The 26957-nt window shown below is 40.8% G+C and carries 25 protein-coding genes, 2 tRNA genes and 1 other annotated feature; of the genes, 8 read left to right on the top strand and 19 right to left on the bottom strand.

Annotated elements, in window-relative coordinates; translation table 11 throughout:
- Positions 1 to 53: 53 nt before the first annotated feature.
- The 4 genes from KHM83_RS05235 to glnA all read right to left on the bottom strand — a co-directional run bounded on the left by KHM83_RS05235 (position 54) and on the right by glnA (position 4445).
- Positions 54 to 1136, bottom strand: a complete 1083-nt coding sequence (locus KHM83_RS05235; RefSeq protein WP_213235854.1) for an ABC transporter ATP-binding protein — start codon at positions 1134 to 1136, stop codon at positions 54 to 56.
- A 261-nt stretch (positions 1137 to 1397) separates the two neighbouring features.
- The gene (locus KHM83_RS05230) at positions 1398 to 2234 is read right to left on the bottom strand and encodes a YitT family protein (RefSeq protein WP_343213122.1); all 837 of its coding nucleotides are present in this window, start codon (positions 2232 to 2234) and stop codon (positions 1398 to 1400) included.
- A 285-nt stretch (positions 2235 to 2519) separates the two neighbouring features.
- Entirely contained in the window at positions 2520 to 3104 is a 585-nt protein-coding gene (locus tag KHM83_RS05225) for an ANTAR domain-containing response regulator (protein WP_213235852.1), read from the bottom strand.
- Between the two features lie 3 nt (positions 3105 to 3107).
- Complete coding sequence (glnA, locus tag KHM83_RS05220; protein WP_213235851.1) at positions 3108 to 4445, bottom strand: type I glutamate--ammonia ligase; 1338 nt, start codon at positions 4443 to 4445, stop codon at positions 3108 to 3110.
- Between the two features lie 701 nt (positions 4446 to 5146).
- Between glnA and KHM83_RS05215 the strand changes: the two genes are divergently transcribed.
- Together KHM83_RS05215 and KHM83_RS05210 are read left to right on the top strand one after the other, a co-directional pair.
- Positions 5147 to 6103: a UbiA family prenyltransferase gene (locus KHM83_RS05215; RefSeq protein ID WP_213235850.1), complete on the top strand. Its 957-nt coding sequence runs from the start codon at positions 5147 to 5149 to the stop codon at positions 6101 to 6103.
- Positions 6104 to 6351: 248 nt separating this feature from the next.
- Positions 6352 to 7116, top strand: coding sequence for a creatininase family protein (locus KHM83_RS05210; protein ID WP_213235849.1), 765 nt, complete (start codon positions 6352 to 6354; stop codon positions 7114 to 7116).
- 48 nt (positions 7117 to 7164) lie between these two features.
- Here KHM83_RS05210 and KHM83_RS20010 read toward each other — a convergent pair whose 3' ends face one another.
- Positions 7165 to 7377, bottom strand: a complete 213-nt coding sequence (locus KHM83_RS20010; RefSeq protein WP_213235929.1) for an SDR family oxidoreductase — start codon at positions 7375 to 7377, stop codon at positions 7165 to 7167.
- A complete protein-coding gene (locus KHM83_RS05200; protein WP_213235848.1) occupies positions 7374 to 7712 on the bottom strand; it encodes an SDR family NAD(P)-dependent oxidoreductase in 339 nt (112 codons plus the stop codon). Before KHM83_RS05200 ends, KHM83_RS20010 begins: the two co-directional genes overlap by 4 nt.
- Positions 7713 to 7817: 105 nt before the next feature.
- Between KHM83_RS05200 and KHM83_RS05195 the strand changes: the two genes are divergently transcribed.
- From KHM83_RS05195 to KHM83_RS05185, 3 genes are all read left to right on the top strand, one after another.
- Positions 7818 to 8603 carry an ROK family protein gene (locus KHM83_RS05195; protein ID WP_213235847.1) on the top strand — a complete coding sequence of 262 codons (786 nt, stop codon included), beginning with the start codon at positions 7818 to 7820 and terminating at the stop codon, positions 8601 to 8603.
- 130 nt (positions 8604 to 8733) lie between these two features.
- Positions 8734 to 8809 (top strand) — tRNA-Thr (locus tag KHM83_RS05190).
- Between the two features lie 367 nt (positions 8810 to 9176).
- Positions 9177 to 9815: a hypothetical protein gene (locus KHM83_RS05185; RefSeq protein ID WP_213235846.1), complete on the top strand. Its 639-nt coding sequence runs from the start codon at positions 9177 to 9179 to the stop codon at positions 9813 to 9815.
- Between the two features lie 14 nt (positions 9816 to 9829).
- Here the strand turns inward: KHM83_RS05185 and KHM83_RS05180 are convergent, their stop codons facing one another.
- From KHM83_RS05180 to KHM83_RS05160, 5 genes are all read right to left on the bottom strand, one after another.
- Complete coding sequence (locus KHM83_RS05180; protein WP_213235845.1) at positions 9830 to 10321, bottom strand: GNAT family N-acetyltransferase; 492 nt, start codon at positions 10319 to 10321, stop codon at positions 9830 to 9832.
- A gap of 301 nt (positions 10322 to 10622) precedes the next feature.
- Positions 10623 to 11117, bottom strand: coding sequence for an arsinothricin resistance N-acetyltransferase ArsN1 family B (locus tag KHM83_RS05175; protein WP_213235844.1), 495 nt, complete (start codon positions 11115 to 11117; stop codon positions 10623 to 10625).
- A 14-nt stretch (positions 11118 to 11131) separates the two neighbouring features.
- Positions 11132 to 11752: an NUDIX hydrolase gene (locus tag KHM83_RS05170; RefSeq protein ID WP_213235843.1), complete on the bottom strand. Its 621-nt coding sequence runs from the start codon at positions 11750 to 11752 to the stop codon at positions 11132 to 11134.
- A 26-nt stretch (positions 11753 to 11778) separates the two neighbouring features.
- Positions 11779 to 12591 (bottom strand): mechanosensitive ion channel family protein, encoded by an 813-nt coding sequence (locus KHM83_RS05165; RefSeq protein WP_213235842.1) that lies wholly within the window; start codon positions 12589 to 12591, stop codon positions 11779 to 11781.
- Between the two features lie 20 nt (positions 12592 to 12611).
- The gene (locus tag KHM83_RS05160; protein ID WP_213235841.1) at positions 12612 to 13436 is read right to left on the bottom strand and encodes a histidinol-phosphatase HisJ family protein; all 825 of its coding nucleotides are present in this window, start codon (positions 13434 to 13436) and stop codon (positions 12612 to 12614) included.
- A 305-nt stretch (positions 13437 to 13741) separates the two neighbouring features.
- Here KHM83_RS05160 and KHM83_RS05155 point away from each other — a divergent pair, with 305 nt between their 5' ends.
- Complete coding sequence (locus tag KHM83_RS05155) at positions 13742 to 14494, top strand: winged helix-turn-helix domain-containing protein (protein ID WP_213235840.1); 753 nt, start codon at positions 13742 to 13744, stop codon at positions 14492 to 14494.
- 129 nt (positions 14495 to 14623) lie between these two features.
- Here KHM83_RS05155 and KHM83_RS05150 read toward each other — a convergent pair whose 3' ends face one another.
- The 4 genes from KHM83_RS05150 to KHM83_RS05135 form a co-directional block, all read right to left on the bottom strand.
- Positions 14624 to 14887 (bottom strand): metal-sensing transcriptional repressor, encoded by a 264-nt coding sequence (locus tag KHM83_RS05150; protein WP_213235839.1) that lies wholly within the window; start codon positions 14885 to 14887, stop codon positions 14624 to 14626.
- A gap of 8 nt (positions 14888 to 14895) precedes the next feature.
- Positions 14896 to 17514 (bottom strand): heavy metal translocating P-type ATPase, encoded by a 2619-nt coding sequence (locus KHM83_RS05145; protein WP_213235838.1) that lies wholly within the window; start codon positions 17512 to 17514, stop codon positions 14896 to 14898.
- Between the two features lie 283 nt (positions 17515 to 17797).
- On the bottom strand, positions 17798 to 20206 hold the full coding sequence (gene leuS / locus KHM83_RS05140; RefSeq protein ID WP_213235837.1) for a leucine--tRNA ligase: 2409 nt from the start codon (positions 20204 to 20206) through the stop codon (positions 17798 to 17800).
- A 43-nt stretch (positions 20207 to 20249) separates the two neighbouring features.
- Positions 20250 to 20438 (bottom strand) — a binding site (T-box leader).
- A 64-nt stretch (positions 20439 to 20502) separates the two neighbouring features.
- Positions 20503 to 20760 (bottom strand): YkuS family protein, encoded by a 258-nt coding sequence (locus KHM83_RS05135; RefSeq protein ID WP_213235836.1) that lies wholly within the window; start codon positions 20758 to 20760, stop codon positions 20503 to 20505.
- A gap of 199 nt (positions 20761 to 20959) precedes the next feature.
- On the opposite strand from KHM83_RS05135, the gene KHM83_RS05130 reads away from it, so the two are divergent.
- Both KHM83_RS05130 and KHM83_RS05125 read left to right on the top strand, forming a co-directional pair.
- Complete coding sequence (locus KHM83_RS05130) at positions 20960 to 21547, top strand: flavin reductase family protein (RefSeq protein ID WP_213235835.1); 588 nt, start codon at positions 20960 to 20962, stop codon at positions 21545 to 21547.
- A gap of 21 nt (positions 21548 to 21568) precedes the next feature.
- Positions 21569 to 23020, top strand: a complete 1452-nt coding sequence (locus tag KHM83_RS05125; protein ID WP_213235834.1) for a SpoIIE family protein phosphatase — start codon at positions 21569 to 21571, stop codon at positions 23018 to 23020.
- A gap of 107 nt (positions 23021 to 23127) precedes the next feature.
- Here KHM83_RS05125 and KHM83_RS05120 read toward each other — a convergent pair whose 3' ends face one another.
- The 4 genes from KHM83_RS05120 to KHM83_RS05105 form a co-directional block, all read right to left on the bottom strand.
- Positions 23128 to 24294 (bottom strand): ribose-phosphate pyrophosphokinase, encoded by a 1167-nt coding sequence (locus tag KHM83_RS05120; RefSeq protein WP_213235833.1) that lies wholly within the window; start codon positions 24292 to 24294, stop codon positions 23128 to 23130.
- Positions 24295 to 24563: 269 nt separating this feature from the next.
- Positions 24564 to 25862 carry a hypothetical protein gene (locus tag KHM83_RS05115; protein ID WP_213235832.1) on the bottom strand — a complete coding sequence of 433 codons (1299 nt, stop codon included), beginning with the start codon at positions 25860 to 25862 and terminating at the stop codon, positions 24564 to 24566.
- Between the two features lie 62 nt (positions 25863 to 25924).
- The gene (locus tag KHM83_RS05110; protein WP_213235831.1) at positions 25925 to 26536 is read right to left on the bottom strand and encodes a Crp/Fnr family transcriptional regulator; all 612 of its coding nucleotides are present in this window, start codon (positions 26534 to 26536) and stop codon (positions 25925 to 25927) included.
- A 240-nt stretch (positions 26537 to 26776) separates the two neighbouring features.
- A tRNA-Val gene (locus KHM83_RS05105) sits at positions 26777 to 26852 on the bottom strand.
- Positions 26853 to 26957: the final 105 nt, after the last annotated feature.

Here is a 26957-nt window from a genome sequence, read left to right as displayed (position 1 = left end):
GCCCATGATGTCATAACTGCGTGTCATTGCTTGTTTTGACCATGCCGCCTATGCTATTTAATTGCAATCCCCGTCACTGGGTCAAAGAGATGAATACACGCCGGATCAATTTCTAGACAAAACATCATCCCTTTTTCATAATGACCGTTCGCGGGCAATTTCGCAACAACTGTCATTTGCTCATGTACTAAGTGAACGTTCATATCACTGCCAAGCATTTCAATCACTTGGATTTTAAAATCTGAGTGTCTACCATTACTGCTAAGGGCAATTGCTTCTGGTCTTATGCCCACAGTTACCGCTTTACCAATAAAGGTATCAGAATCCCGCAGCCGTTTTGGAAGCTGCAGGCGCAAACCATCCATTACAAGAAAATCTGATCGCTCATCTCGTTTTAGTATCGCAGATAATAAATTGATTTGGGGGGTGCCAATGAAACTGGCGACAAAGGCATTTGCCGGATGATCATAAATAGCCTTTGGATGATCTACCTGTTGAATGACACCGTTTCGTATAACGCAGATTCGCGTCCCCATCGTCATCGCTTCTGTTTGATCGTGTGTCACATAAATAAATGTCGCATTAAGCTCCTGATGTAATTTGATCAGCTCTGTCCGCATCTGAACACGTAATTTGGCATCGAGATTTGAAAGCGGCTCATCCATTAAAAAAACGGATGGTTTCATCACCATTGCCCGTCCAAGTGCTACGCGCTGTTTTTGGCCTCCAGAAAGCTGATCGGGTTTTCGATCCATCAGTTCTTCAATATTAAGTACCTCTGCTGCCCGCTTGATGGCCTGCTTAATCATCGTATCGGGCATTTTGTGTCGCTTAAGTCCGAAAGCGATGTTTTCATAAATCGTCATATGCGGAAAAAGAGCATAATTCTGAAAGACCATGGCGACATTGCGATCCTTCGATGCAACGTCATTGACTGATTCACCATCTATCAGCAGTTGACCATCAGTAATGGATTCGAGTCCTGCGATCATTCTCAGTGTCGTCGTCTTTCCACAGCCCGAGGGGCCTACAAGCACCATGAATTCACGGTCTCGAATTTCTAGATTAATGCGATCAACAGCTTTGTAATTTCCCGGGTATATTTTGGTAATGTCCTTTAGGTTCACATTTGCCATGTGACGCCCCCTTTCATTTTCGCTGCGTCACTCGGCCCATCCTCATATCATCACGCCTCAGTTCTTCTCGTATTGGTTCTTCTCGTATCGGTTCTTCTTATCTCGGTTCTTCTTGTCTGGTTCTTCTTGTCTGGTTCTTCTTGTCTGGTTTCTCGTTTCAACACTTCTGTCGGTTGCTTATTTGCTTTCAATAACCCACTTTATCGGATATACCTCGCCCTTAACAACCGGAATCCGATGTTCACCTGCTTCTTATCACCTTTAGAAAAAGCCTTCTCCGAGCACTTCTCTGACATTTGAAATCATAATAAATGCCTCCGGATCATGGTCTTTCACAAAGACTTTCAGCCGGATAAATTCCTTCCGGTCCATAACCGATGTAATGATTTCCTTTTCATCCGATGTGTAAGCGCCTTTTGCCGTATAAATCGTTGCCCCTCTGCCGATGTCTTCCACAATAAAGTGCTTGATCTCGTCTGATTTCAAGGAGATTATGGATACACTGACCTTCATGCGAAGTCCTTCGATCATGTTGTCAATAATATAACCGTTAAAGACAACCCCAAGGAGCGCATAAATCCCAAGTTCAATTCCCAGTACAAAACTGGCGAGAACTACGACGATGAGATCTGCCATCAATAGCGCTCTGCCCATATCTGTACCGAAGCGCTTATTCAGAACTTTGGCAATAATATCAGTTCCGCCTGTTGATGCATTTTGATTGAAGACGATCCCAAGGCCAACGCCTGAAATCAAAACGCCCATAATCAGATTGACAATAGGGTCCTGTACTAAAGGGCCTGACAGTTTAAAAACAGCATCTAAAACTGAGATCAAACCTGTTAATAAGAAACTTGCATAAATTGTCTTTGCCCCAAAATCAGGCCCAATGGCGATAAAACCAATAATGTAAAGCAAGACATTCAATACCAATAAGATAGCGCCGATAGGAATATTGGGCAAAACGCTCTGTATGACAATTGCCAGCCCTGTAACACCACCTGACGCCAATTTTGCCGGGATCAGAAAGAATGTAATACCAAGGCTGACAATGAATGTACCGAGTGTAATCAGCAATAGGTTTTTAAATGATTTCACTTCTACCTCCATAACTTACCGTATTCATTAGACAGATGTACAAATATCACCACTTAATCTATTTGTCTCTTATTATCCATCATACAATATTCAGCGGATTTGGACAATTAGTCTTCTATTCGAAATCATATCATTAAAAAGGCCATAAACCGATAGCAGATGGTTTATGGCCTTTTTTATTTAGGGTTAAGGAGTAGATGTGATTAACATCTAAAAAAGTTTGAGGTTTTGTAATCAATAAATATTTGAGGTTTTGTGTTTTTATTGTTTTTTGGTTAAAATGGTTTAGGGTTTGGGTTGATATTTCTTTATTACAGCTTTGGCAATGTACTCAATCGGTACGCTGTAATTCATGCTTTTCTTTCTGAGATATGCGTAAGCTTGATCCTCTGTAAGATTCCACTTACTCATAATCAGTTCTTTTGCTTTCACAATCGCAGCCGCTTTTGCGCTGTCGGTTAATTCCCGGTCTCTTTGTGACTTCGCTTTTTTGGCTTCATTAATTGCGACCAATGACGCTTTGACGATTTCCATCATATCATTGCGGTCAATGGGTTTCTTGACGAACTTTTTTAGCGTCGTTTCGTCGAGTAACTGCATAAAGTCATCATTGATGCTCTCCGCTGTTAAAACGACCTTAGAGAGTTGATCTGTCTCTATAATTTCGATCAACTGCTTTGTATTAATCCCCCTAATACTCGTATCCAGCAAAATCAAATCAGGCAGGATTTGTCTTGCAAGTCGAAGTGTTTTGAATGCGTCTTTACATTCAAAGATTGCATAGCCTTCTTGAGACAGCCACGTACAAATTTTGGTGCGAATGGACACCTGTTGTTCAACGATGAGTATCTTCGATCTAACAGCTTTCATAACTTAGAATTTTCTTAAATACCTGTTCAGTTCCCACTGAGACACGTATTTGGAGTATTCGTTCCATTCGTACATTGCAGCTTCTTTGTAACGTTTGAAGGCGTGGTCTCCTATGGCTTCTCGCATTGTGGCGCTCTGTGAAAACTCTTTTAACGCTTCATACAAGTTCGAAGGCAATCTTTCAATATTCAGTTCATCAATCTCTGTATCTGAGTATTCATATAAATTATTTGAAATCTGTGCGGGCGGCTCTATTTTATTTTTTATGCCGTCGAGCCCAGCTTTCAGTGTTGCTGCCAGCGCCAAATACGGATTGGCACTAGGATCCGGACTGCGAAGTTCCAATCTCGTGGATTCGCTTCTACCGGAAGGTACCCGTATGAGCGGGCTTCGATTCGATAGCGACCATGCAATGAGTATTGGTGCCTCGTAACCTGGAACGAGTCGCTTATAAGAATTCACTGTTGGATTGGTCAAGGCCGTAAACGCTTTGGCATGCGTTAACAGTCCCCCTAAGAAATGATAGGCCGTTGACGACATCTGCAGTTCATCCTTCGGGTCATAAAAAGCATTCGTTCCATTAGGATTTGAAAGTGAGATGTTGAGATGCATGCCTGAACCACTAATGCCAATGTGCGGTTTTGGCATAAATGTCGCGTGCAAACCATGTCTCTGTGCGATAATTCTCACAACCATTTTAAACGTCATGATATTATCAGCTGTTTTTAATGCATCTGCGTATTCAAAGTCAATTTCATGCTGACCTGGTGCAACCTCATGATGAGAGGCCTCAATCTTAAAGCCCATCTGCTTTAAAGTAAGTGAAATATCATTTCTCGCATTGCCGCCCATGTCCATTGGCGCTAGGTCAAAATAGCTCGCTTGATCATGGACTTCAAGTGAAGGGACGCCGTTGGAATCCGTATGAAAGAGAAAGAATTCACATTCGGGACCAACGTTCATCGTATACCCCAATGCCTCTGATTCTTTGACAGCCTGTTTTAAAATATACCTTGGACAGCCTTCAAAAGGTGTACCGTCCATATTGTAGACATCGCATATCATTCTGGCTTCTTTTGGGGAAGAGGTCCATGGAAAAACGGTAAAAGTAGTGATGTCCGGTCTGAGGTACATATCTGATTCTTCAACTCTCACAAAGCCATCTATACTGGATCCGTCAAAGGTAATCCCACTCTCCAGCACTTTATTGAGCTGATGAGCCATGATGGTCACATTCTTTGGAATGCCGATAATATCAGTAAACTGCAAGTGGATTAATTCTACATCTAATGCTTCAATGAGATCCATTAATTCTTTTTTTTCATCGGATATATATTTCATAGCGCCTCCAAATTTTCTGAATTAGCCTGCAAATGCCTCCTTTTTCATCTAGATTCCGCATCGCCGACAATATTTGCTTAAAACTGTACGCCTTATCGCAGCGCTTCTTTGTGCATAGCTTACCTTTTGTCATATGCTGCGTCAAGCACTAATTTCAAACATTGTCCCGCGGCGAAACCGATATGTGCTGTACGAAATTTTCATTAGGAACCTCACTTTGACAAACAGCCTAAGCTATTCCCACTTAAAAATCAAGGTCTCAGCAACTGTTATTCAGCTTTTATCCCCAACCGACGATTGTCGTCCTCGACATAGGCAATTATCATGTCATTTCCAAAGCTGTCAACCGCTTCGAGAACGTCCAAAGACGATCCGGGATATGGCAATCTGTACACTGCACCGCTTTTCGGTAAATCCTTCCGGCAATGCTATAACGAAAGTGCATTATTCCATACAAGGGCAATCTGCATTTATTGTTTGAAGTCTTATGCAGTGTGTATTAAAATAAAAAGGCGTCATCAATAAGAAGCTCATTTGCTCCTACTGAAGACGCCATTGCCTTTGTATTTAATTATCCCCTGAAGTTATACTGTATACAGGTTTAATATTTTCTGATTATAAACCAAAACAAAAACATTTTCAAGCCCTTTTTGAAAATAATTTGTTTTTTCGTATTCTTTCTGAAAGGAGCATTTGTCAAATTGCTAAAAAACATCTTAGACTTCGTAGAAATCCGAACAAAACTTGCAAGTGTTCTGCCAATGTTCATCGGCATATTTTATGCCCTTAAGCTCGGCTTTTCACTTAAACCGCTCAATTTCATATTGCTTTTAATTTCGCTCCTCTTTATTGATATGACAACCACCGGTCTCAACAATTATTTTGATGCTAAAAAGGCCATTTTAAAGCACGGTTACCACTATGATGAACACAACCCCATCACAGCCGGCAAATTGTCTGCGGCCTTTTGCCGGCACTTGCTCATCGCCTTTGCTTTTATCGCCGCCATCGCCGGTATAGGTCTCGTATTGGCATCGCACTGGCTGATTTTTCTGTTTGGTGCAATTTCATTTGCCGTTGCTGTCGGTTACTCCATGGGCCCTCTTCCTATCTCTAGGACACCCTTTGGTGAAATATTCAGTGGTCTTTTTATGGGACTGCTCATCCCAATCATTTCAGGATTTTCAATGATTCCGATCGATCACATTCTAAAAGCGAACTTTCATGGTACCATGCTATCGCTCGTTATTAATCTGCAATTGGTCCTGCAATTCTTCGCCATCGGCTTACCGCTCGCCTGTCTCATTGCCAATATCATGCTCTCCAACAATCTCTGCGATGCCGACGAGGACATTGTCAACGGCCGTTATACGCTGCCCGTTGTCATCGGCCGCGATAAGGCGTTAAAGCTTTACAGGTTTCTATTTCACACGGCATATGCACTTTTGCTAATTTTAATAATCCTTCGCATATTGCCGCTCACCACTTTAGCAGTCGTTGGAACATGGTATTTTACTTCAACACTAATGAGGACTTTCGTAAAATCACCTTCCAAAGCATTAACTTTTGTCAACTCCGTTAAAATATTCTTTATATTCGCCTCTGTTTACGCCTCTGCATTATTGATCAATCTCATTTTAAAGCATCTAATTCTATAACGAAATGCAATGGCAACCGTGCCACTCCACCTTTCATTCCCTTGCATGCCGCCATGCTTGATCTCTGTATACCATTACAAAGCTGTTGTATTGTTTCGTTATCCCTTAAAATTGATCTGTTTCTTTTGTATTTTCTACAATTATTATATAATAGCGTTAATATACAATAAAATGAAGGCTTCCGAATACATCTACCAGAAGAAGAGGCTATGATGTCCCAATAGCTAGTCGCGAAAGGAGTTATGAAGATGAAAAAGTATGATTATATGATCGAATATATGAATTGGCCCACAGTGCGTTCAAAAATTGACGCCGGTGCAAATGCAGTCATTATCTGTACCGCATCAATCGAACAGCACGGCTATCACCTCTCCGAGTCAACAGATCCTATTTTGGGTGAAGCTATGGCGCTACGCGTGGCTGAAAAATTGGGCAATACGCTTGTTGCACCCATTATACGCCCTGGTCTATCGGCTCATCACATGCCAATGGCAGGCAGCATCACCCTAAGACCTGAGATATACCGTGGTGTCGTTGAGGACTATGTTACGTCCCTTAAACGTCATGGTTTTAAATATTTCATCCTCTTTTCAAGTCATGGCGGCAATTTTTCTGAAGATGAAAAAATATATGCTAACTTAAAAACACTTCATCCTGATTTGACATTTATACGCCCGCTGTCCTTTGAAGGCCTCGTCGGTCTCATGGCAGATTTTGAAAAGACATATCAACTGCCTTCGGGCAGCTGCGGTCACGCTGGCGCTTTTGAAACTTCCGTTATGCTTGCAGAAGCTCCTGAACAGGTGGAAATGTCTAAGGCTGCCGCTGGCTATGTTGGACAGTTAGATGCCAAGGCAGCAGAAAAAATGTTTGCAAGCGGCATTGTCGGTCTCACAGAAGTCGGCGTACTCGGCAATCCGCTCCCGGCAAAAGCAGCATATGGTACAACTTTCTTAGAAAAAGTAACCGATGACATGGTTGAGAAAATTCGCGAGGTCCTAAAAACACAATAAAGCGCATTCGATCATCACTGCTAAGATGTACTGCTTTACCTTGCCGCATCACACAAGCGTACCGCCGGTGCAGTCTATGATTGCACCATTTATTTGTTTTGAACGTTCTGAGCACAGAAAAGCAACGGCACCTCCGATTTCGTAAGGCGTCGCATAAGCTTTCAATGGCAATTGCCGTTGCTTCTCCCTTGATTTAAAGTCATCATCACGATAGTGTTTTTCAGTTTGAACATAGCCGGGAACAACGCCGTTTACCCTTATGCGTAGACAATGAGTTCTTTTGCCATCCCGCGTGTCAGTGTCATCAAACCACCCTTCGCAGCAATGTAGGCAGCATTATGCACACTGCTTGATAAAATCGCAGATTTAGAAAGCATATTCACGATACACCCGTTTAACCTTCTTATCAGCAGGTGATGCGCAAATTCACATCCTACAAAAAAAGCCGCGTTAAGCGTCCCTTCCTGAACTTTACGCCATTCACTGGTTTCAATTGACTGAAATGCTGTCTTCGTAAAGTCTGATCCAGCATTGTTAACCAATAATTCTATTGATGCAAAGGCTTGCGCTTTCTCGTCATCTGATCGATAATTCACAATTAAATTACAGCCTTCTTCTGCAAGTACGCTGCAACAGCCTTTATAAACCGAACTTTCTCCGATTCGACTGACGCTTCGCCAATGGGGGAGATGGTGCTGCGCATGCTCGATAAATTTAAAGATCGTACACTAATGGGCGTTTCTGTTGGTCTAAATGATAAATTCCCATATTTAAACGATGAGCTCGTCTTTAATCGCGAGGACACATCGCTGCCCATTAGCTTTCGCGATGAAATCACAAGGCGCATTGGTGTCAGCCCACTTGTAGATCATACATTGAATTTTGCAACTTATGAGCTGCATCTTAAAAATCTGCATCCAAGCGAAGGTACAACCGTTCTCTTCTTTATTTATAAGCAATCTGCTGAAAGCGGGCTCGTGATCAATGGTGAAATATATAAAGGCAAACATGGCAATAGCGGTTTATTTGGCGAAATTTACACGATAAGTTTAAGTGGCAAACGCGTTAAATACTGTGACTTGATTTCAGGTGATGCCATTTTATCGAGAGCTAAGGCGCTTAGATCCGAGTATCCCAATTCAATCTTCGCATCGAGAAGCGACTTTGAAATGGAAGCGCTCTGCGAAGGTTACTATCAGGACGATCCGCTCTGTCTTAAAGTCTTTAATGAAATTGCCTATTATTTAGGCCAGCTTATTGGCATTATTATTAATGCACTTGATCCTATTAATGTTATGCTAAGTGATTATCTTCCTATGGATGAACGCTTTATGAATCTCATCTTGTTTGAAGCTCAAAAAAATGTCGCAGTCCCCTTGTCCAGAGATTTAATCTCCGTTCAAAAAATAGGACGCGCACAATTTAGTCCCTCATTATCAGGCGGTATTCGATTGGTATCGCAGAATTGGATTTCTAATTTGTTCTAATTGGCAACCGTATATTTGCATCAAAAGAATGCCTATGGATAGAATCTAAGAAATACGGCCTTTCCGCCTTCTTTTTTTGCTATTAACCCTTTACGGATACGTCAAAATCCTTTATAATGTACAAGGATACGCCGTCTTAGCTCAGCAGGTAGAGCATCACCATGGTAAGGTGGGGGTCGTGAGTTCGAATCTCATAGTCGGCTCCATGAATAATGAAACCCAGTGATTAATTGAAATCACTGGGTTTTGTTGATTTTTTGAAATGGGATTACATTGCTTTTAGACGAACCTTCACCCAAAATCAATATTCAATAACAACTTAAAGAAACTGATTTGTACTGTTTGCCACTGCATCGCATTGATCCAATTCCGCCATGTTTTTCATAACGTGAAATCTGAATTCTTCATTTCCATATTCAGTCCGGTTACACTGTATTTATTGACTCGAAAAACACCGCTGTCATAATCAATTCAGTGAAAAAGTACACCCCATTGGCATATTTATCTCTTACGCGCACGGTGGTTTTGCGTTAAGCTATAGAAAATATACCTTTGGGAAAGGATTGTTGTCATATGTCTGTAGCTGAAAAATTCATTTTAAGCAATTCCAAGCAGTCTATTGAAGCCATACGCGCTTTGGCTCATAATTTTAACCGATCTGGTTTTGAAAAAATCGAAGAAACACTTGTCTGTAATTCTGCTACACCGGCAATTAATCGCAATCATTTGGAAGATATTCTCCATACCAAATTTGTCCAGCGCACTCTAATTGACAAATTGGATCATCCAATTTATATTTTTGTATTAGATTATTGTTTTAATGATGGCACAAATGCAAAGGTTTTTACTAATCAAGGCATCATTATGCTGGCAAAACCAATCTGCAACAACGCTGTTACTGAAATCTTGCTACATGAACTGGGACATATGCATAATGTCACCAGAACTGGTGATATCCGTTTGTGCCCAAATGATTTTAAAGGAATCGTCAATCATGAAGTTATTAAGCGCGATGCTTTTCTTCAATCGCACTGGAAACATACAGAACTTCGCTGCACTTATGATATTATGAGAGAAAAATATGCCGATGCCTATATGATTGCAGGCATGTCCTTTATCACAGGACACGATGTACAGCGCTTCATTACCAACCGCGTAAGCCATGAAACAAAACAGCTCTGTCAATCCTACTTTTTAAAAGAACTTCTATAACTTTAAAAGCTTCTCTATAGCGTCGCCGTCATATCATACCATTCGGCTCCGCCATGTGTCGATTCTGATAAACCTCTCAGGACAAACCCAAATTTTTCATAATAGGCTATCAGATGTGATTTGCAGGTCAAGACGACCTGCTTTCTTTTTTCTTTCCTTGCACGTTCGATAATCGCTTCCAGTAACATAGCTGCCACACCTTGTTGACGGTTTTCAGGCGCAACCGCCAAATCAAAAATCATTTGATTGGCACCATTCGGATCATGTCCGCCATCCGCTTCAAACAACTCATCACAAATGGTCGGCAAATCCGTACAACATCCATTAATGAGTCCAATAACCGTCCCAGCTTGCTCTGCTACAAGAAAAGACGTTGGAAATACTTCTATGCGATATCGAAAAGTTTCCATTGAAGCTGCCTCAACCTTTGGAAAACACATCAATTCAATCGCAGTAACGCGATCGAGATCTTCAAGTTTAACATTTCTAATCGTCATTTCATTCATCTTTGCCTCCAATAAGTTTTATGTAATATACAATCTCCGAACGATGGGCACTGCCTCTCTCTCAATTGATCTCCATTTTATTTTCGATGTCTAAAAGTTTATGAAGGCACATACTGAAGTATGTGCCCTATACGGTTCGACTGTTTATGTTTTTCATTTTCTAGATCATTATATTTTCGATTAATTAGCCTTACAACACAGTTGACATCCTCTAATCATTTGAATCCAAAATGCTTGTAAGACGCAGCTAATATTAATGTGCCAGTCTAGCTATTCTTATCATCAACTCATGCTTTTAATGTTACCGGTTTAGCTGAAGTTCCCAAAAGCCGATGTCGAGCCACTTGTCAAACTTAAAACCAACATTTTGAAAATGTGCCACTTTCTCAAATCCCACCGCTTCATGAACGCCGACACTTTTTTCATTCGGCAGAGCAATTCCCGCGACAAGCGCATTATATCCTTTGGCCTTCATGACTTCGATCAAAGCTTTATACAATGCTTTGCCAATACCATTTCCCTGAAAGTTTGGTGCAACATAGACGGTCACTTCGGCTGTAAAACGGTAAGCTTGACGCTCACGCCAAATGCCGGCATAGGCGTAACCATTAATCAAGCCAGTCGTTTCATCTACAGAGACAAGCCATGCATGGCGCGCCAAACGCACTTCTATACGTTTCGCCATTTCTTCCACTGAAACCGGGACCGCTTCAAACGTCACCGTCGTTTCCATCACATAAGGATTGTAAATCGCACAAATTGCTTCTGCATCTTCTATTCTAACTGTTCTAATCATTTCTACCTCATTATTTAATCCACTTCCATTTGCATGAGCATCTCACAAATGCGCTGAAAATACCTTGGATTTCGCTGGACAAACGTACTCCGATTCATCGTGACAGCATCTCCCGTATCAATATTTTGAATGGTCGATACTTGTTTCTTCATCAAAGCGATGAAATCCAGTCGCTTGACGAGCAATATACGTTCGACTTCTTCTGTGATGACGGGAGCAAACACCGCATCATGCCATATGAGCAAATGTACCCTAGCAATTTCCCGATCAACCATACCATCGTAAAAAAATGTTTCTTCAAAATCGAAAACATGCGCCAATTGTTCATACTTTACTTCAATACCCAGTTCTTCAAACAACTCCCGTGTTGCGGTAAAGTCCTCATCTGCACTATAATGTCCCGCACAGGAGACATCATACTGCCCACCGCCAAATCGTTTGAGCGGCGAGCGCTTTTGAATAACCAAGGCATCTTTGGATTTTACATAGACCCAGCAGTGCATGACATAGTGTCGATCACCGTCGCGGTGAACATCCTGGCGTCGTTTGATGCCAATTCTCTGATGAGCGGCATCATAAATTGCCAGTTTTTCATCTGCTGAATCGTTTATACTATTATCATTTTGATTTGTCATGTGCGTCCGATTACTCCTATGTCCGATTACTCCGCTTCTGCTCTATGAACAACCATTTGCGGGAACGGTATTTCAATCCCTGCCTGATCAAATGCTTCTTTAACTTCTTCCAACATTGTATGATAAACTTCCCAATAGTCCGAAGCATTTACCCAGACGCGCACTTTAAAATCTAGGCTGCTGGCGCCGTGATTAGTAAGCCTGATAAAAGGTGCAGGATCTTTTAAAATCATTTCATTTGCTTCGACTACATGCAGTATTGTTTGTTTAACCGTTGTAATGTCAGAACCATAGCCGACACCAAAAGTCAGGTCGACACGGCGTGTAGGAAACTCGCTGTAATTCACTAGAGAGCTGCTGATTAAATCTGAATTGGGAATAATGATTGCCCGATTGTCAAAAGTTGTCAGCCGTGTATAAAAGAGACCAATCTCTGTAATTACACCAGATTGGCCGGCACCTTCGATGTAATCACCAACTTTAAATGGACGAAGTGTTATAATCATAACACCTGCACCAAGATTGGCAAAATTACCTTGAAGTGCTAAACCAATTGCAAGACCGGCCGCACCAAGCATCGCGACAAAAGTAGAAGGTTCAACCCCCAACTTTGAAAGCGCCGAAATAATAACGACCGCTTTTAATCCCAATCTAAATGCCGAGCGTGCAAAAGACTGCAGCGTCGGGTCAACCTTTATCAGCGATTTTGTCTTAAATGTACGGCTTTCAATATAATTCACCACTCTAAAGCCTATGACAAGAATCAAGATGGCATAAACGATATTGATACCAGAATCCATAATCGTTGCTTTTAAACTATCAATTGCTTCAAATCCCATAACGCCTCCTTCATTAAATCTTATTTAAATTCATTTAAGCTGTGAAAAACAGGTTTCATCTTTTCAAAAGAACAAATGTATTTAAAACCCAATCCATCAAGCAGCGCAATATTTTCATCATGCATTAGCCCCAAATAATTAGGCGTGTGGGCATCGCTGCCAAGTGTGATCACTTCGCCGCCCTTCTCACGATAGCGTCTTAAAATATCAATCGTTGGATTATTATCCCCCAGCTTGTATTTATGCCCACCGGCATTTACCTCAATCCCCTTTCCTTGATAAATGATATGATCAAAGATAGAATCAATAATATCCATAAACTGAATGACGCTGACTGTTTTCAGATCTTTTTTATAACGCAAATATAGATCCAAATGACCGAGCACTGAGTAAGCATTCGTCATCTTCGCACATTGATCATACATTTCATAATAATGGCGAATGGATTCAAGTGCCGAATATTGATTAAAATAGGCACCATTGTACAAATCAATACCATCAACTGTATGCTGTGATGCAATGACAAAATCAAAATTGCCGCGGCTTATAAAAGTTTCCATTCGCTCTGCAAGATGGGGCTGTACACCAAATTCGATTCCCTTATAAAGATTCAATGTTCCTCGATACTGCTCCTTAAATTGCTGAATGGCCTCATCATATGCCGCTTCATCTATTTCCCAGCTCGTTATATCAGCCGTTAAATCATAATCGTAATCTACGTGATCTGTAATTGCCAAGTCTGTAATACCGGATTCAACTGCCGTCATGACCATGTTTTCAAGCGGTGTTTCAGAGTCACTCGAAAAGTCGCTGTGCACGTGAAAATCAATTTTTTTCTTTTGCATGGTCAACCTCCTTTATTTCATCATTATACTAAAATTACCACTTTTTTTGAATGAATATCAGTGAAATCATTTTATTTTAAATCATTTTCTAGTATAATTGCTTGAGTCTTACCCTGACTGGGACCAATCGACTACTTTCCATTCATTTGCTATCTTGCAGTTTCTTACATTTAGCCCACTTACAGCTTTTAGCCATACATAATATGTATAATAAAACTAATATAACCATATAATGGGGTGGATTATGTCCTTTTATCATTGCCCCTCAATATTGGTTTTTATACCGTGCTGATAAGGAGCTGTAAATGTCACAGTATTACGTATTATTACTTGATGAAAATTATAGAAATATAAAGAATTTATCAGAAGCTTTTTGGGCGAAAGGCATCTCTTATGAATACTTTCCAAAATTAGAACCATTCAATCTAGATAACTCAGAGTGTATTTTCATCGTATGCAATATTGCGCTATACGCCGATCTCGAATTACAAATACAAACAGAAGAAGAGCTTGGAAGCATTCCAACACAATGTCTTTACATTTTTGTTTACGGTGATCACAGCGATATTGACGATATTGAAGTCGCACTCTATCGCTTTGCGGATGACTATTTTTTTCTCCCTGTTTCACCGAAGCTTATCATGGCTAAGTTCAACGCACTGTCAAGACGTCATGATATTTATCAAACGCACTTGGCGTCTAAGACACATTGTATTAGCAACGATCATTTGATCATTGATCCCTCCACAAAAAAAATGCTGTTGAAAGGACAATTGGTCGCTTTGACGTTAACGGAGTTTAATATTATCTATACACTGGCCAGCAATCCGCAAAAGACCTACAGTATGGACTATTTGTTCACTTTGATTACCGGTCAAAAAAGTTTAGGTGATTACAATGCCATCATGACGCATATCAGCCGTATGCGTAAAAAAATCGCCGCCGTTGATCCACATAAAAAATACATTTTGACCGTTCGAAATCAAGGTTATCGCTTCAATGATAAAATTATAACACCCATTCCCATCGAAGCAAACAGTACTTCGAAAATGGCTTAAAGGGCTTATTAAAGTAAGCAAAGGTAAGTTTTCTCGTTTTGGCTCATACATAAAAAACCAGTATCACCGTGCTTTTATGCACAAAATGATACTGGTTTTTTCAGCTTGTCAAACGTTTTAGCGTCTGTGTTACTTGTAGTATTTATCCAAAATACCAATGACTTCCTCGATTTTTTCATCACCGTTGTTATTGGCAAAGGCATCTTTCACACATGTTTCCATATGTGTTTTTAAAATTTGGTGATTGGCCTTTTTTAAAAGAGCTTGCGCCGCTAATATTTGTTTTGAAATGTCAATACAGTATCGCTCATCTTCAATCATTTTGATGATGCCTTCGATCTGCCCTTTTGATGTTCTAAGCAGCTTTAACGTTTCAGAGCGATCTTTTCTCATGGCCGCTCCTAGTTTAATCCCAATACTTTATAGCCAGCTTCTTCAACGGCTTCCGTTAAGACGACTTCGTCAACTTCACCCATAATGCTAATCATTGCTTTACCGGCTTCGAGATCAACTTCTGCACTTACACCTTCAATGCCGTTTAATGCTTTTTCTACTCTCATTTTACAGTGATTGCAAGACATCCCTTCAATACTCATTTCTTTTTTCATTTGTTTTACCTCCTCTTTCGTTTCAATTTGGCTATTTTTAGCCGCACTGTCATCATTAATCACGTCTGTTGTCAACGCTTCGATATTTCCCTGTTTGTCTTCTTGACCAAATGTCAAAGTTTTAAAGCTTTGATGTTGTTTGGATTGCGCTTTCACATTCCGCGGTTTAAAAGTTCTGAGCCTTAATGCATTAGACACAACCGTAACGGAGCTGAGACTCATTGCTGCCGCGGCAAACATTGGATTGAGTTTAAAACCAAAGCTCAAATAGAAAACGCCTGCTGCAATGGGAATTCCCAAAGTATTATAGAAAAATGCCCAGAACAAATTCTGTTTGATATTGCGAATGGTTGCCTGGCTCAGTGTAACCGCTGAAACGACATCCCTCAAATCACCTTTCATCAAAACAATATCTGCCGCTTCAATTGCAACGTCGGTACCGCTTCCAATAGCAATACCCACATCAGCTCTTGCAAGTGCGGGCGAATCATTGATCCCGTCACCTACCATGGCCACGCGTTTGCCTTGCGCCATGAGTGCTGCAACGACTTTATCTTTTTCATCCGGCATGACTTCTGCATAACAGGTCTCAATGTTGAGCTGCTCCTGCACATATTTAGCAGTTCTCAGATTATCACCCGTCAGCATAATGACATCAATCCCTAAACCGTTTAATTGTTCAACCGCTTCAATACTGGTTGACTTTGGTACATCAAGCGCTGCAATAACACCGACTGCTTTATCGTCAATACCAATCATCAAAGGTGTCTTTCCAATTTCTGCAAATGCTTCTGCCTTTTCGCGCGCATGAGCATCATCAATCCCAACACTTTTCATCAGCGAAGAATTGCCAATATAGATTTGTTTACCGTCAACTTCAGCAATAATGCCTTTGCCGGTAATATTTTTAAATGCCACTGTATCCAGTGGACGAATCCCATGGACTTCACCATATTGTTTAACCGCCTCAGAAAGCGGATGTTCTGATGGTGTTTCAGCCGATACCGCTAATAACATCATCAGTGATTCATCAAAATCAAAAGTGACAACATCTGTCACGACAGGTTTCCCCTCTGTCAGCGTCCCAGTCTTATCCATGACAATTGTGTCGACTAAATGCGTCATTTCCAGCGCTTCGCCGCCTTTTATCAATACGCCGAGCTCTGCACCTTTTCCAGTTCCTACCATAATCGCCGTTGGCGTCGCCAATCCAAGCGCACAAGGACAGGATATAACAAGAATGGAAATGGCAATACTCATGGCAAAGACAAAATCATAACCCATAAGCAGCCAGACAACAAAAGCCGTCAAAGAGATTCCGAGCACTGTTGGTACAAAAATCGCGCTGATTTTATCCGCAATCTTTGCAATCGGCGCTTTCTGGGACTGTGCATCCTGTACAAGACGAATAATTTGCGCCAACATCGTGTTATTGCCAATGCGCGTTGCCTCCATTTTAAAATAGCCTGTTTTGTTAATCGACGCCCCAATGACAACATCACCCACTTGCTTCTCAACGGGGATACTCTCACCAGTAAGCATTGATTCATCTACAGCAGCACCACCTTCAACAATTTGACCATCTACCGGCACTTGTGCACCCGGTCTTACGACAAGGACGTCACCTACTTTGACATCTGTCAGCGGAATTTCATACGTCTCACCCTCTTTAAATAAAAGTGCTGTTTTAGGAACGAGATCAATAAGCTTTTTAATCGCATCTGATGTTTTGGCTTTAGCACGTGCTTCCAAATATTTACCGACTGTAATCAATGTTAGAATAACTGCAGCAGATTCGAAGTACAAATCATTGACGTATTTATGTGCCAGCACATCGTCCTGCGTCATTACGCCAATCGCAATCTGAACCAATGCGAAGAGGCCATAGAGCAGTGCTGCACTTGTACCAACGGCAATCAGCGCATCCATATTCGGATTTCTGTGCCACAGTGTTTTAAAACCGTGTTCATAAAAACTTCGTCCTTGCCAAATAACCGGCAATGTCAGAAGCAGTTGAATTACTGCGAAAGCAAGCGGTGCATCATGCGGCGTCATAAATGACGGCAACGGTAATCCAACCATGTGTCCCATGGTGATATAAAGCAGTGGTATGGTACTAATCAACGATATTTTCAACCGTTTTTCAAACGCTGCTTTTTCTTCCGAATGCGCTTTATCAATTTCCATTTTTATTTCATCAAGCGACTGTGTTGCACCATAGCCGGCATCCTCTACCGCTTTGATAATCGTGTTCGGTGCTGCCGAATCAGCATCATAAGTGACTTCCATCGTATTCGTAATGAGATTAACAGATACGGATGAGATACCCGTCACTTTCTGAACGCTTTTCTCAACAGCCAGTGAACATGCTGCACAGGTCATGCCGGTGATATCGTATTTTTCCTTTTGCATACTAAGAACCACCTTTCACACACCCCACCAGGGGTGTGTCTTCATTGTACACCTAACACCTCTTACTGTCAAGTTTCAAAGAACTGCTTCTAGTTTCATTTATTGATAAAGTACCCCCATGCTATGCACCATTCAACCATCTTCTTTTCATTGTCCATTTTAATGAAGGGATTCTTTTTCAAAAAAGACGGAGTCAGCTTTCCTACACCCCCAAGTGTATTAAAACTGACTCCATAACGTCTTATACTTTATAATCTATTTTTACCCCTCAAACAGCATGTCACTATTTTACAACAATGTTGTAAATTTTTCCTGGAATATAAATTTCTTTTACAACGCGTTTGCCTTCTGTAAATTGCAGCACTTTTTCATCAACAAACGCCAGTTCATGTGCCATCACTTGTGTTGCATCAATCGCTAGTGTAATAGTACTCCTCACTTTGCCATTGACTTGAACTGCCATTTCAATAACATCATCAATGACTTTTGCTTCATCGTAGGCTGGCCAAGTTTGATCGGCGACCATATTATCATAGCCTAAAACTTGCCAGAGTTCTTCTGTGATATGCGGTGCAACCGGATTTAACAAAATGAGGAATGTCTTCATTTCACCTTCCGTTATGGCTGTTTGCTTTTTAAAATCGTTTAAGAGTGCCATAAGCGTTGCAATTGCCGTATTGAATTTTAAATTTTCGTAATCTTCAGATACTTTTTTAATGGCCTTATGCATGGCAACTTCAAGTGTCTTGGAATAACCAGCATCATCGGTTACATTTTCTTGAAGCGTCCAGATGCGGTCCAAGAAACGTCGACATCCTTTGACACTGTTGTCTGACCACGGTACGCTTTTTTCAAAGTCGCCAATAAACATTTCATAAAGTCTGAGCGTATCTGCACCAAATTCTTGGATGATATCGTCTGGATTGACAACGTTTCCCCGAGATTTAGACATTTTTTCGTTATTTTCACCCATGATCATGCCATGTGAAGTACGTTTCATATAAGGCTCTTTGGTATTGACGACGCCGATATCAAACAGGAACTTGTGCCAAAAACGTGAATAGAGGAGGTGAAGTGTTGTATGCTCCATCCCGCCATTGTACCAGTCAACAGGCATCCAGTAGTTGAGTGCTTCCATGCTGGCAAATATATCATCATTATCCGGATCGCAATACCTTAAAAAATACCAACTTGATCCAGCCCATTGCGGCATGGTATCCGTTTCACGATGGGCAGGCCCTCCACATTTCGGACAGGTCGTTTCAATCCATTCGTCCATTGCAGCCAGCGGTGATTCACCATTATCCGTTGGTTCATAGCTTTCAACCTCAGGCAGTGTCAATGGTAATTCCGATTCCGGCAGCGCTACCCAACCGCAGGTTGGACAGTTGACCAATGGTATCGGCTCACCCCAATAGCGTTGTCTAGAGAAAACCCAGTCTCTGAGTTTGTAATTAACTTTGCGTTCACCAAGACCTTTATCCGTTAAATAATCGGAAATTTTTTCAATGGCTTCCTGAACATTTAAACCATTGAGAATATCTGAATTGACCATAATGCCTTTATCGGTATCCGTATAAACAGCTTCCTGAACATCACCGCCCTGAACGACTTCAATAATCGGAAGTTCAAATTTTTTAGCAAATTCCCAGTCTCTTGAATCATGCGCCGGTACAGCCATAATCGCACCTGTCCCATAAGACATGAGCACATAATCACTGATCCAAATGGGGATTTCTTCATCATTAGCTGGATTAACCGCACGAATTCCCTTAATTTCAACACCCGTTTTTTCCTTATTGAGCTCTGTACGCTCAAAGTCAGATTTTCGGCGCGCTTCATCGCGGTATGCTTGCAGCGCATCGAGGTTTTCGATAAGGTTTGCACGCTCCTCCAGCATTGGATGTTCAGGGCTAAGTACCATGTAAGTCGCCCCGTAAATCGTATCCGGTCTCGTTGTGTAGACTCTGAGGTTATCGCCGGATGTGGTTCTAAAATCGACTTCCATCCCTTCTGATCTACCAATCCAGTTCTTTTGCTGCGTCTTAACGCGTTCAATATAGTCGAGATCGTCGAGATCGTTAATTAAACGCTCTGCATACTCTGTAATTTTTAGCATCCACTGAGATTTAGCCTTTTTGATAACAGCACCGCCGCAGCGTTCACAAACGCCGCCAACAACTTCTTCATTGGCAAGGCCGACCTTACAGGAAGTACACCAGTTGATGTCCATTTCCTTCTTATAAGCGAGCCCCTTCTCAAATAATTTGAGGAAGATCCACTGTGTCCATTTATAATATTTAGGATCTGTTGAATTGATTTCCCGCGACCAGTCAAATGAAAGACCAAGGCTCTTGAGCTGACCTTTAAACCGCTTAATATTTTGCTCTGTTACAACTGCTGGATGTATTTTATTTTTGATTGCATAGTTTTCTGTTGGAAGGCCAAAAGCATCCCAACCCATTGGATATAAAACATTATAGCCTTCCATTCTTCTTTTTCTCGCCACAATGTCCAACGCCGTATAAGGTCTTGGATGCCCGACGTGAAGCCCTTGTCCCGATGGATATGGGAATTCGACAAGTGGGTAATACTTAGGTTTTGTATAATCGTTATAAGCTTTAAAGGTTTCCTTTTCATCCCAAATGTCTTGCCACTTTTTCTCAATCTCTAAGTGTAAATAATCTTGCATGCCGTCTGTTCTCCTCCCAACAACAAAAAATAAGAGCCCTTCGTTTAGAGACGAAGGGCTCGCGTTACCACTCTAATTGACACCATATTGTGTCCACTCAATACGTATAACGGCGCTACCCGGTGTATGAATCAGCTCATAGACGAGTTCGAGCCTTTGTAAGACCTTTTTGCACCAACCAAAGGCTCTCTCCTCTTACTACGGCACTACTACTTCTAATCGTCGCTTTTACGCACTTTACAATTGATAGTATTATAATACAAAAGCAACAGATTATCAAGCATTGCCTTGAAAAGTTATGACGGACGTGAGAAATTTGCTACATGTGTTAAAACTTGATCGACACTCATCTGTGATGCATTGAGAATCATCACCTCGTTGTCCCCTGCACCAATGTAGGAGACGGGTTCCATTTCTTCATATTCTGCATCAATATTATTAATAATATTGACTTTTGCCCCTGATCCGCTCTGACGATACGGGACAACATTATGGCCTTTGAGGATAAGCGCTTGTTCAAGTGCTGACATCCCTTTTTGAATTGCAATCTTCAAAAAACCACCCCCTTCATTTTAATCATACCCTTTCCAAACACATTATGTACAGTTTTTTGAACAGTTTTACCGTTTATCTTTTAACAAACAATCTCATTAATCTTTTTCGTATTATTTTTTCTCATGCATTACTGCATGGGATTTCAATTATAGGGTGAGCTATGGTATAATTTAGCATATCGAAACATTAGGAGCTGCCATGTCAAAACTACATTGGAAACCCGGCACGATGCTATACCCTGTGCCGCCTGTCATGGTTACTTGTGGTAACCAGACTAAGGCAAATATCATTACTGTCGCATGGGCTGGAACGGTTTGTACCAATCCCACAATGGTCTCAATTGCCATACGAAAAGAACGGTATTCCTATCCAATCATTTTGGAGACCGGCGAATTTGTGATTAACTTAACAACAGAAGCGCTTACTCACGCTGCCGACTTCTGTGGTGTCAAATCCGGACGTGATCTTGACAAGTTTACAGAGACCGGTCTAACACCATTGCCGTCTGTAAACATAGAGACGCCGATGATCGCCGAATCGCCCGTCAATTTGGAATGCCGCGTGCATACCGTAACACCGCTGGGGTCACACGATCTCATTCTCGCCAATGTTCTCGGCGTCAATGTTGATGAAGCGCTGCTCAACGCAACCGGAAAACTTGAACTGAACCGCGCGGGTCTTGTTGCATACAGTCATGGCGCTTATTATACACTTGGCAATGCCATTGGCACGTTTGGCTTTTCCGTCAAAAAACCGTCTAAGAAAAAACGGCGACCATCAAGATAGAACGACGAATTGGAGATTCACATGCTGCGAAATTATCAACTTTTTATTGATTGTATTTGTTCGAAAGCGTGTCTTTCGGCATTAGAGACAGTCAACCAGTCTGAAGCATCATTTTATACATTTAGAATCAGACATCTTGAAGAACTTCAATTACCGGATTGTAAGCACGATCTCGTCATCTACGATCTTAAAGGTGCTGCACTTGCAAGCCATATCATGCAAGTACTCGTGGAACATTATGAAGAAGTCTTATTTATTAATGCACCTGCCGACCACGCTTTTTATGAAGCGGCGGCAGCATTGAATATCCATTATATATTACGTGAGCCCTACTGGCCTTTTGACTTCGAAAGTCTTTTCATGACCTATTTAAAGTTTAAAACGGCAGAACTCGAACACAGTATCTATATGGAACTATTCAGCAGTGCTCAAAACTCAATTGTCATGACGGATGTCAATGGTCACATTCTCTTTGCCAATCCTTACTTTGAAGAAATAGCCGGCTATACATTAGATGAATTGCTGCATAAATCACCGGGGATGCTTAAGAGTCACTATCACGACATCGAATTTTATACGCGTCTTTGGAACACCATACAAGGCGGCAATGTCTGGGAGGGAATCTTTATTAATCGCAGTAAAGACGGTGAGCTCTTTTATGAGGAAGCGACCATTACACCTGTCCGAAATGGTCACGGCGATGTGGAACGCTACCTTAAAATTGGTAAGAATATCACGCGGGAACGTTTACTGCTGGATCAGCTTTCTGAGGAAGTAAAGCTGGCGCGTTCTGTTATTGATACACTGCTGCCGAAATTTTATCAAGATGAAAAAATTGATTTTAGTTATGATATGATGCATTACAATGAAATTGGCGGTGATTTTATTTATTTCAGCAACGCCACTTCAACACAATATCATTTTGCACTCATTGATGTTATCGGTCACGGCGTCTCATCCGCTTTGGTTGCACTAACGTTGACTCAGATGTTCAGAGATTATATTCGATTTTTAGATCTCAATCAAACCGTTCGATCCATTAATCAGTTGCTCACGAGGCTAAATGCTGAAAATGGTGATCGCGGCATTTATGTGACAGGTGTTTTTATCGAAATTGATTTTAAACTGCATAATTATCAAATCATTAATGCAGGTCATCCCGATGTCTTGCTTTTAATGGAAGATCAAACGATTCGTCACGCTGAATCAACCAATGTCCTTCTCGGCGTCGAAGATCAGCGGGAATACCATATACACACCGGCTCACTCTATGAAGTTTCAAAATTTTTATGCTACACAGATGGACTCTATGAATCCAATCACATCTCTTATGACACAGCGCTTACAATCTTGGAAGAATCGCTGTCACATTTGAGTAATCAATTCTTTTATGAGAGTGTCCTTCACGCTTTTCTCAAACGAGCGCAGGTAGAAGATGATATTACAATCTGTAAAATTGAAATAAAAAAATAACACGTGATCACGTGTTATTTTTTTATACGCTAATGAATAAACTTCATTCTCAAGATATCGTTTCATCAAAATGCTTTACCGCATACAAAATCCGCTTTTGTGAGGCATTAAGCATCTTTCTCTGTTTCCAAATCATTTTTAAATGCGAGAATATCGCGAATTCCCACTGAAGCATCGATTAAGTCTCCAATTGAAATATCAAAGTTCAATCGATTGATCATCTTGGCAATGTACTCAGACATATCGACAATCGTCAACCACGGCGCTTTTTTCGCATCATCTTGTAGGTAAGATAAGTTCGTCGTGTAGACGCGATCGATTAGACCATCATCATAGAATTTCGTGAATTTTGAGATACCATCTGTAAACAAGGCAAACGTCGTTGCAATAAAAATTTTGCCAGCCTTTCGTTTTTTCAATTCCTTTGCAATATCAAAAACAGATTCACCTGAGGCAATCATATCATCAACGATAAGGATATTTTTACCGGTAACGTCTTGTCCAATGTATTCATGCTGAACGATAGGGTTGCGTCCGTGCACTACGCGGCTGTGATCTCTTCGCTTGTAAAAGAGTCCAATGTCAATGCTGAGCACACTGGAATAGTAAATCGCACGATCCATCGCGCCTGTATCAGGGCTTACGATAAGCATATTTGACGGATCATCCAAGACCGCTTTCTCATGACAGAGAATCGATTTGACAATTTCAAATGTCGGATAAAGATTCTCAAATGATATTAACGGAATCGCATTTTGAATCGTAGGATCATGCGCATCAAACGTAATAATATCATCAATGCCCAACTTTTCAAGTTCTTGCAGCGCCATTGCACAGTCAAGGGATTCACGCCCTTTCCGGCTGTGCTGTCTCGATGCGTAAAGAAGCGGCATTATCAACGTTATCCGTCTGGCCTTCCCCGCCATTGCAGAAAGTACCCGTTTCAAATCCTGTAAATGATCATCTGGACTCTTGTGATTGATAAACCCGTGCATTTTATACGTTAGGCTATAGTTCCCGATATCCGTCAAAATATAAATATCTTTCCCGCGTACTGTTTCTTCAATAAAAACTTTTCCTTCACCATTTGAAAAACGCACTTCATCATGTTTAATGATATACGTTTCCGGGAGTGCCTCAGCATCCAATCCGCATCGCAGCCGTTCATCCAATAAATATCGATCAATCGAATCGCCAAAATACTTACAATTCTCCATGACGATCAACCCGGGATCCCCAAACGGAATATGCTGCTTAAAATTAATATCTTCCATAGCTTCTTCCTTTCCCAAACTCCAAGATACTACTATTATACCGCATTTTTTGCCGTCAAACATGTGTGGAAATTGCACAATAGCCGTTCGTTGGGACTTCACTACAATATGTTGAATTCCTATATCACGGAGGCCATACATATTGTAGTGAGAAGTTTGAAATTTAAATGATACAAATTCCCAATTAAGAGATTAACCCTCTTAATGAACAACGATGGCATTATTGATGATAAAACATCAAATGCCATCGCTTTATAGATTTTATGGATTTAAACTGCTGTTGCACCTATAGCGGAACACGCGACGGCGTCAGCAATAGGCAGTTCGCCTTCTACAACCGCTAAAAAATTTAAAATTCGATCATAATCTGTCCGACTGCCGTATAAATTGCTGCTGAGTGTCAGCGTCTCCTGAAAACCGCTCAGTGCAACTTGAAAATGCGGCCGATACTTAATAGAACCGCAGACAAATGCATTTTCAATTTCTACACCTTTAAAAATTAGTTTTGACGCATCAATGGCACCTACATTTGTCATACAAATCGGTGGATTGTTCAAATGATTCTTTACCGTTTTAAAACCTTGTCTATCGCCGAGCATTTTAAAAATAAGCTGGAGTTTCACGAGTCCATTCACGCCAATATCCGACGCCTTTTTATGCATCATCTCTCGATTGATTTTAGCAACGGTCTCATCAAAACCTTCCGCCCGATCGACGGGAATATTCATGATAACTGTCGATGAGAAGTTGCTAAGTGCATTGAATTCATGATGGCCTAAATACCTTCGCATATCTACCATAATAGGCAACTCGAAAAAAGCAGTTTCAACTTGAAGCTTTTTGATGAGTGCCCTATAATAGGCAGCGAGAAATACATCGTTAACCGTCACATCATTTGCTTTACAGTAAGCTCTTATCTGTCGGTATTTTAACGTATCAAGCTCCCGCGTTATAATAAATGGAAAGACATCCGACTCATCACTTAAAGGAAAACTTATCCTACTTGCACGATTACTCTCTTTATTTTGAAAGATGAGGGATATTAAGCGTCTCCTAAGTGGAATGCGCTTCATAATACCCTTTAAACTTCGATCGCCATATATCTTGTAATTTGGGCGATAATGAGGGGATACCATAAGATTGGAATAAAACTGCGACAGCAGATAGAGGCATTGTTTAAAGCCGGCTGCGTCGCTTACCATATGGTTCATAATAATACCAAGTGTATCATGCTCTGCCGCATAAAGACACATATTAATCTGCGGGGCATTAAGCGCATTGAGCTTTGAGGTGCAATAATAATCAAATGTACGCTGGTCATGCACGATGAGCAATACATCGCGCTTATCGACAATCTTAATTTTCTTCCAGTAATCTCTGCCATGATCATGCCGATAGGCGCAAGATAAAATTGGTATTGTATCAAGCAGCATCATCACCGCTTTCTCTAGTATCTCTACATTCACTTTGCCTTTAAAGCGTATTGTACTGTGAAGCTGGTGATCATTAAACCCAGTCTCTTGATATAAATGTTGTACTTTATCAAAAATTTCCGCTTTGTACTTCATAATATTTTCATCTCATTTCTATTTGATATTTGAAAATATTATAGTTGATGAGAAAACGGCTGTCATTGATCTATATCAATATGTTTCTTGCGAATTCTGCTCAATGCTTCAGGTGTTATGCCCAGATATGAGGCGATATGGTATTGAGAAATTCTGCCTGACAAATTCGGGTATTTACGAATAAACAACCGATAGCGCTGCTGGGCATCTGCACTGAGAAAAGCGACTTCTCGCTCCTCTTTTTCAATAAAGAGCATTTGAAAATATTTCGAGACAACACGCTGCCAGCATTCATCTCCTTCCAGCAAAATTGCATAATCTTCCAAAGATATATAGAGTAGCACACTGTCTTCAAGCGCTTGAAAGGAATACCGCGAAACAGTATTGTCAAGCAGTGAATTATAGGCAGAGAGAAAACGCCCGCCCTCTCTGAAAACAAGACAATTTTCTTTTCCCGTATCCGATAAGTAATAAATACGAAATAGTCCTTCTGCAATAAATGCCACTTTGTCCGTTCGATCTCCAACGTTAATAAAATGATCATTTTTTGCTACTTTAACGACTTTAATCTGATCTGTAAAGCGTACAATCTCATCATTCGGTATCTCAGCAAATTCTCGGAGCACATTTAACAACGTATCAATCCACTCCGGCTTTATCACATTATTATTCATTTTGAATACGTGCCCCTTTTTTATACTTTTTTTGCTTTTCATTTCTTTTTTTATTACGTTTTATTTTTGCATGTCGCACTGCTTTTAATTCATTATACCCAAAGTTATAGGGTAAATCAAAATCCATAAACAGATCGATGATAACACAAATTAAATACCTGTAAGATCACGGCTAGTCCAAACCGTTCTATTTCAATAAAAAAACAGCCAAATTTCAAATAGAAATTTGGCTGTTTTAAATGGTGCGAGATAAGGGACTCGAACCCCTGACTTTTTCCACGTCAAGGAAACACTCTACCATCTGAGTTAATCTCGCGCATTGGGTACTTGTCTATTATGCCATAGATTTTTGTTTTTGTGTAGTCTTTTTTTGCGGTTATTACAAAAAATCAAATACCGTAAATATTCTGAAAACAGATGG

It is taken from the genome of Fusibacter paucivorans, assembly GCF_018390735.1.
In the GTDB taxonomy this organism is placed as follows: domain Bacteria; phylum Bacillota; class Clostridia; order Peptostreptococcales; family Acidaminobacteraceae; genus Fusibacter; species Fusibacter paucivorans.
Note: the sequence above shows the minus strand (reverse complement) of the source record. Positions and strands in the feature narration are given on the sequence as shown.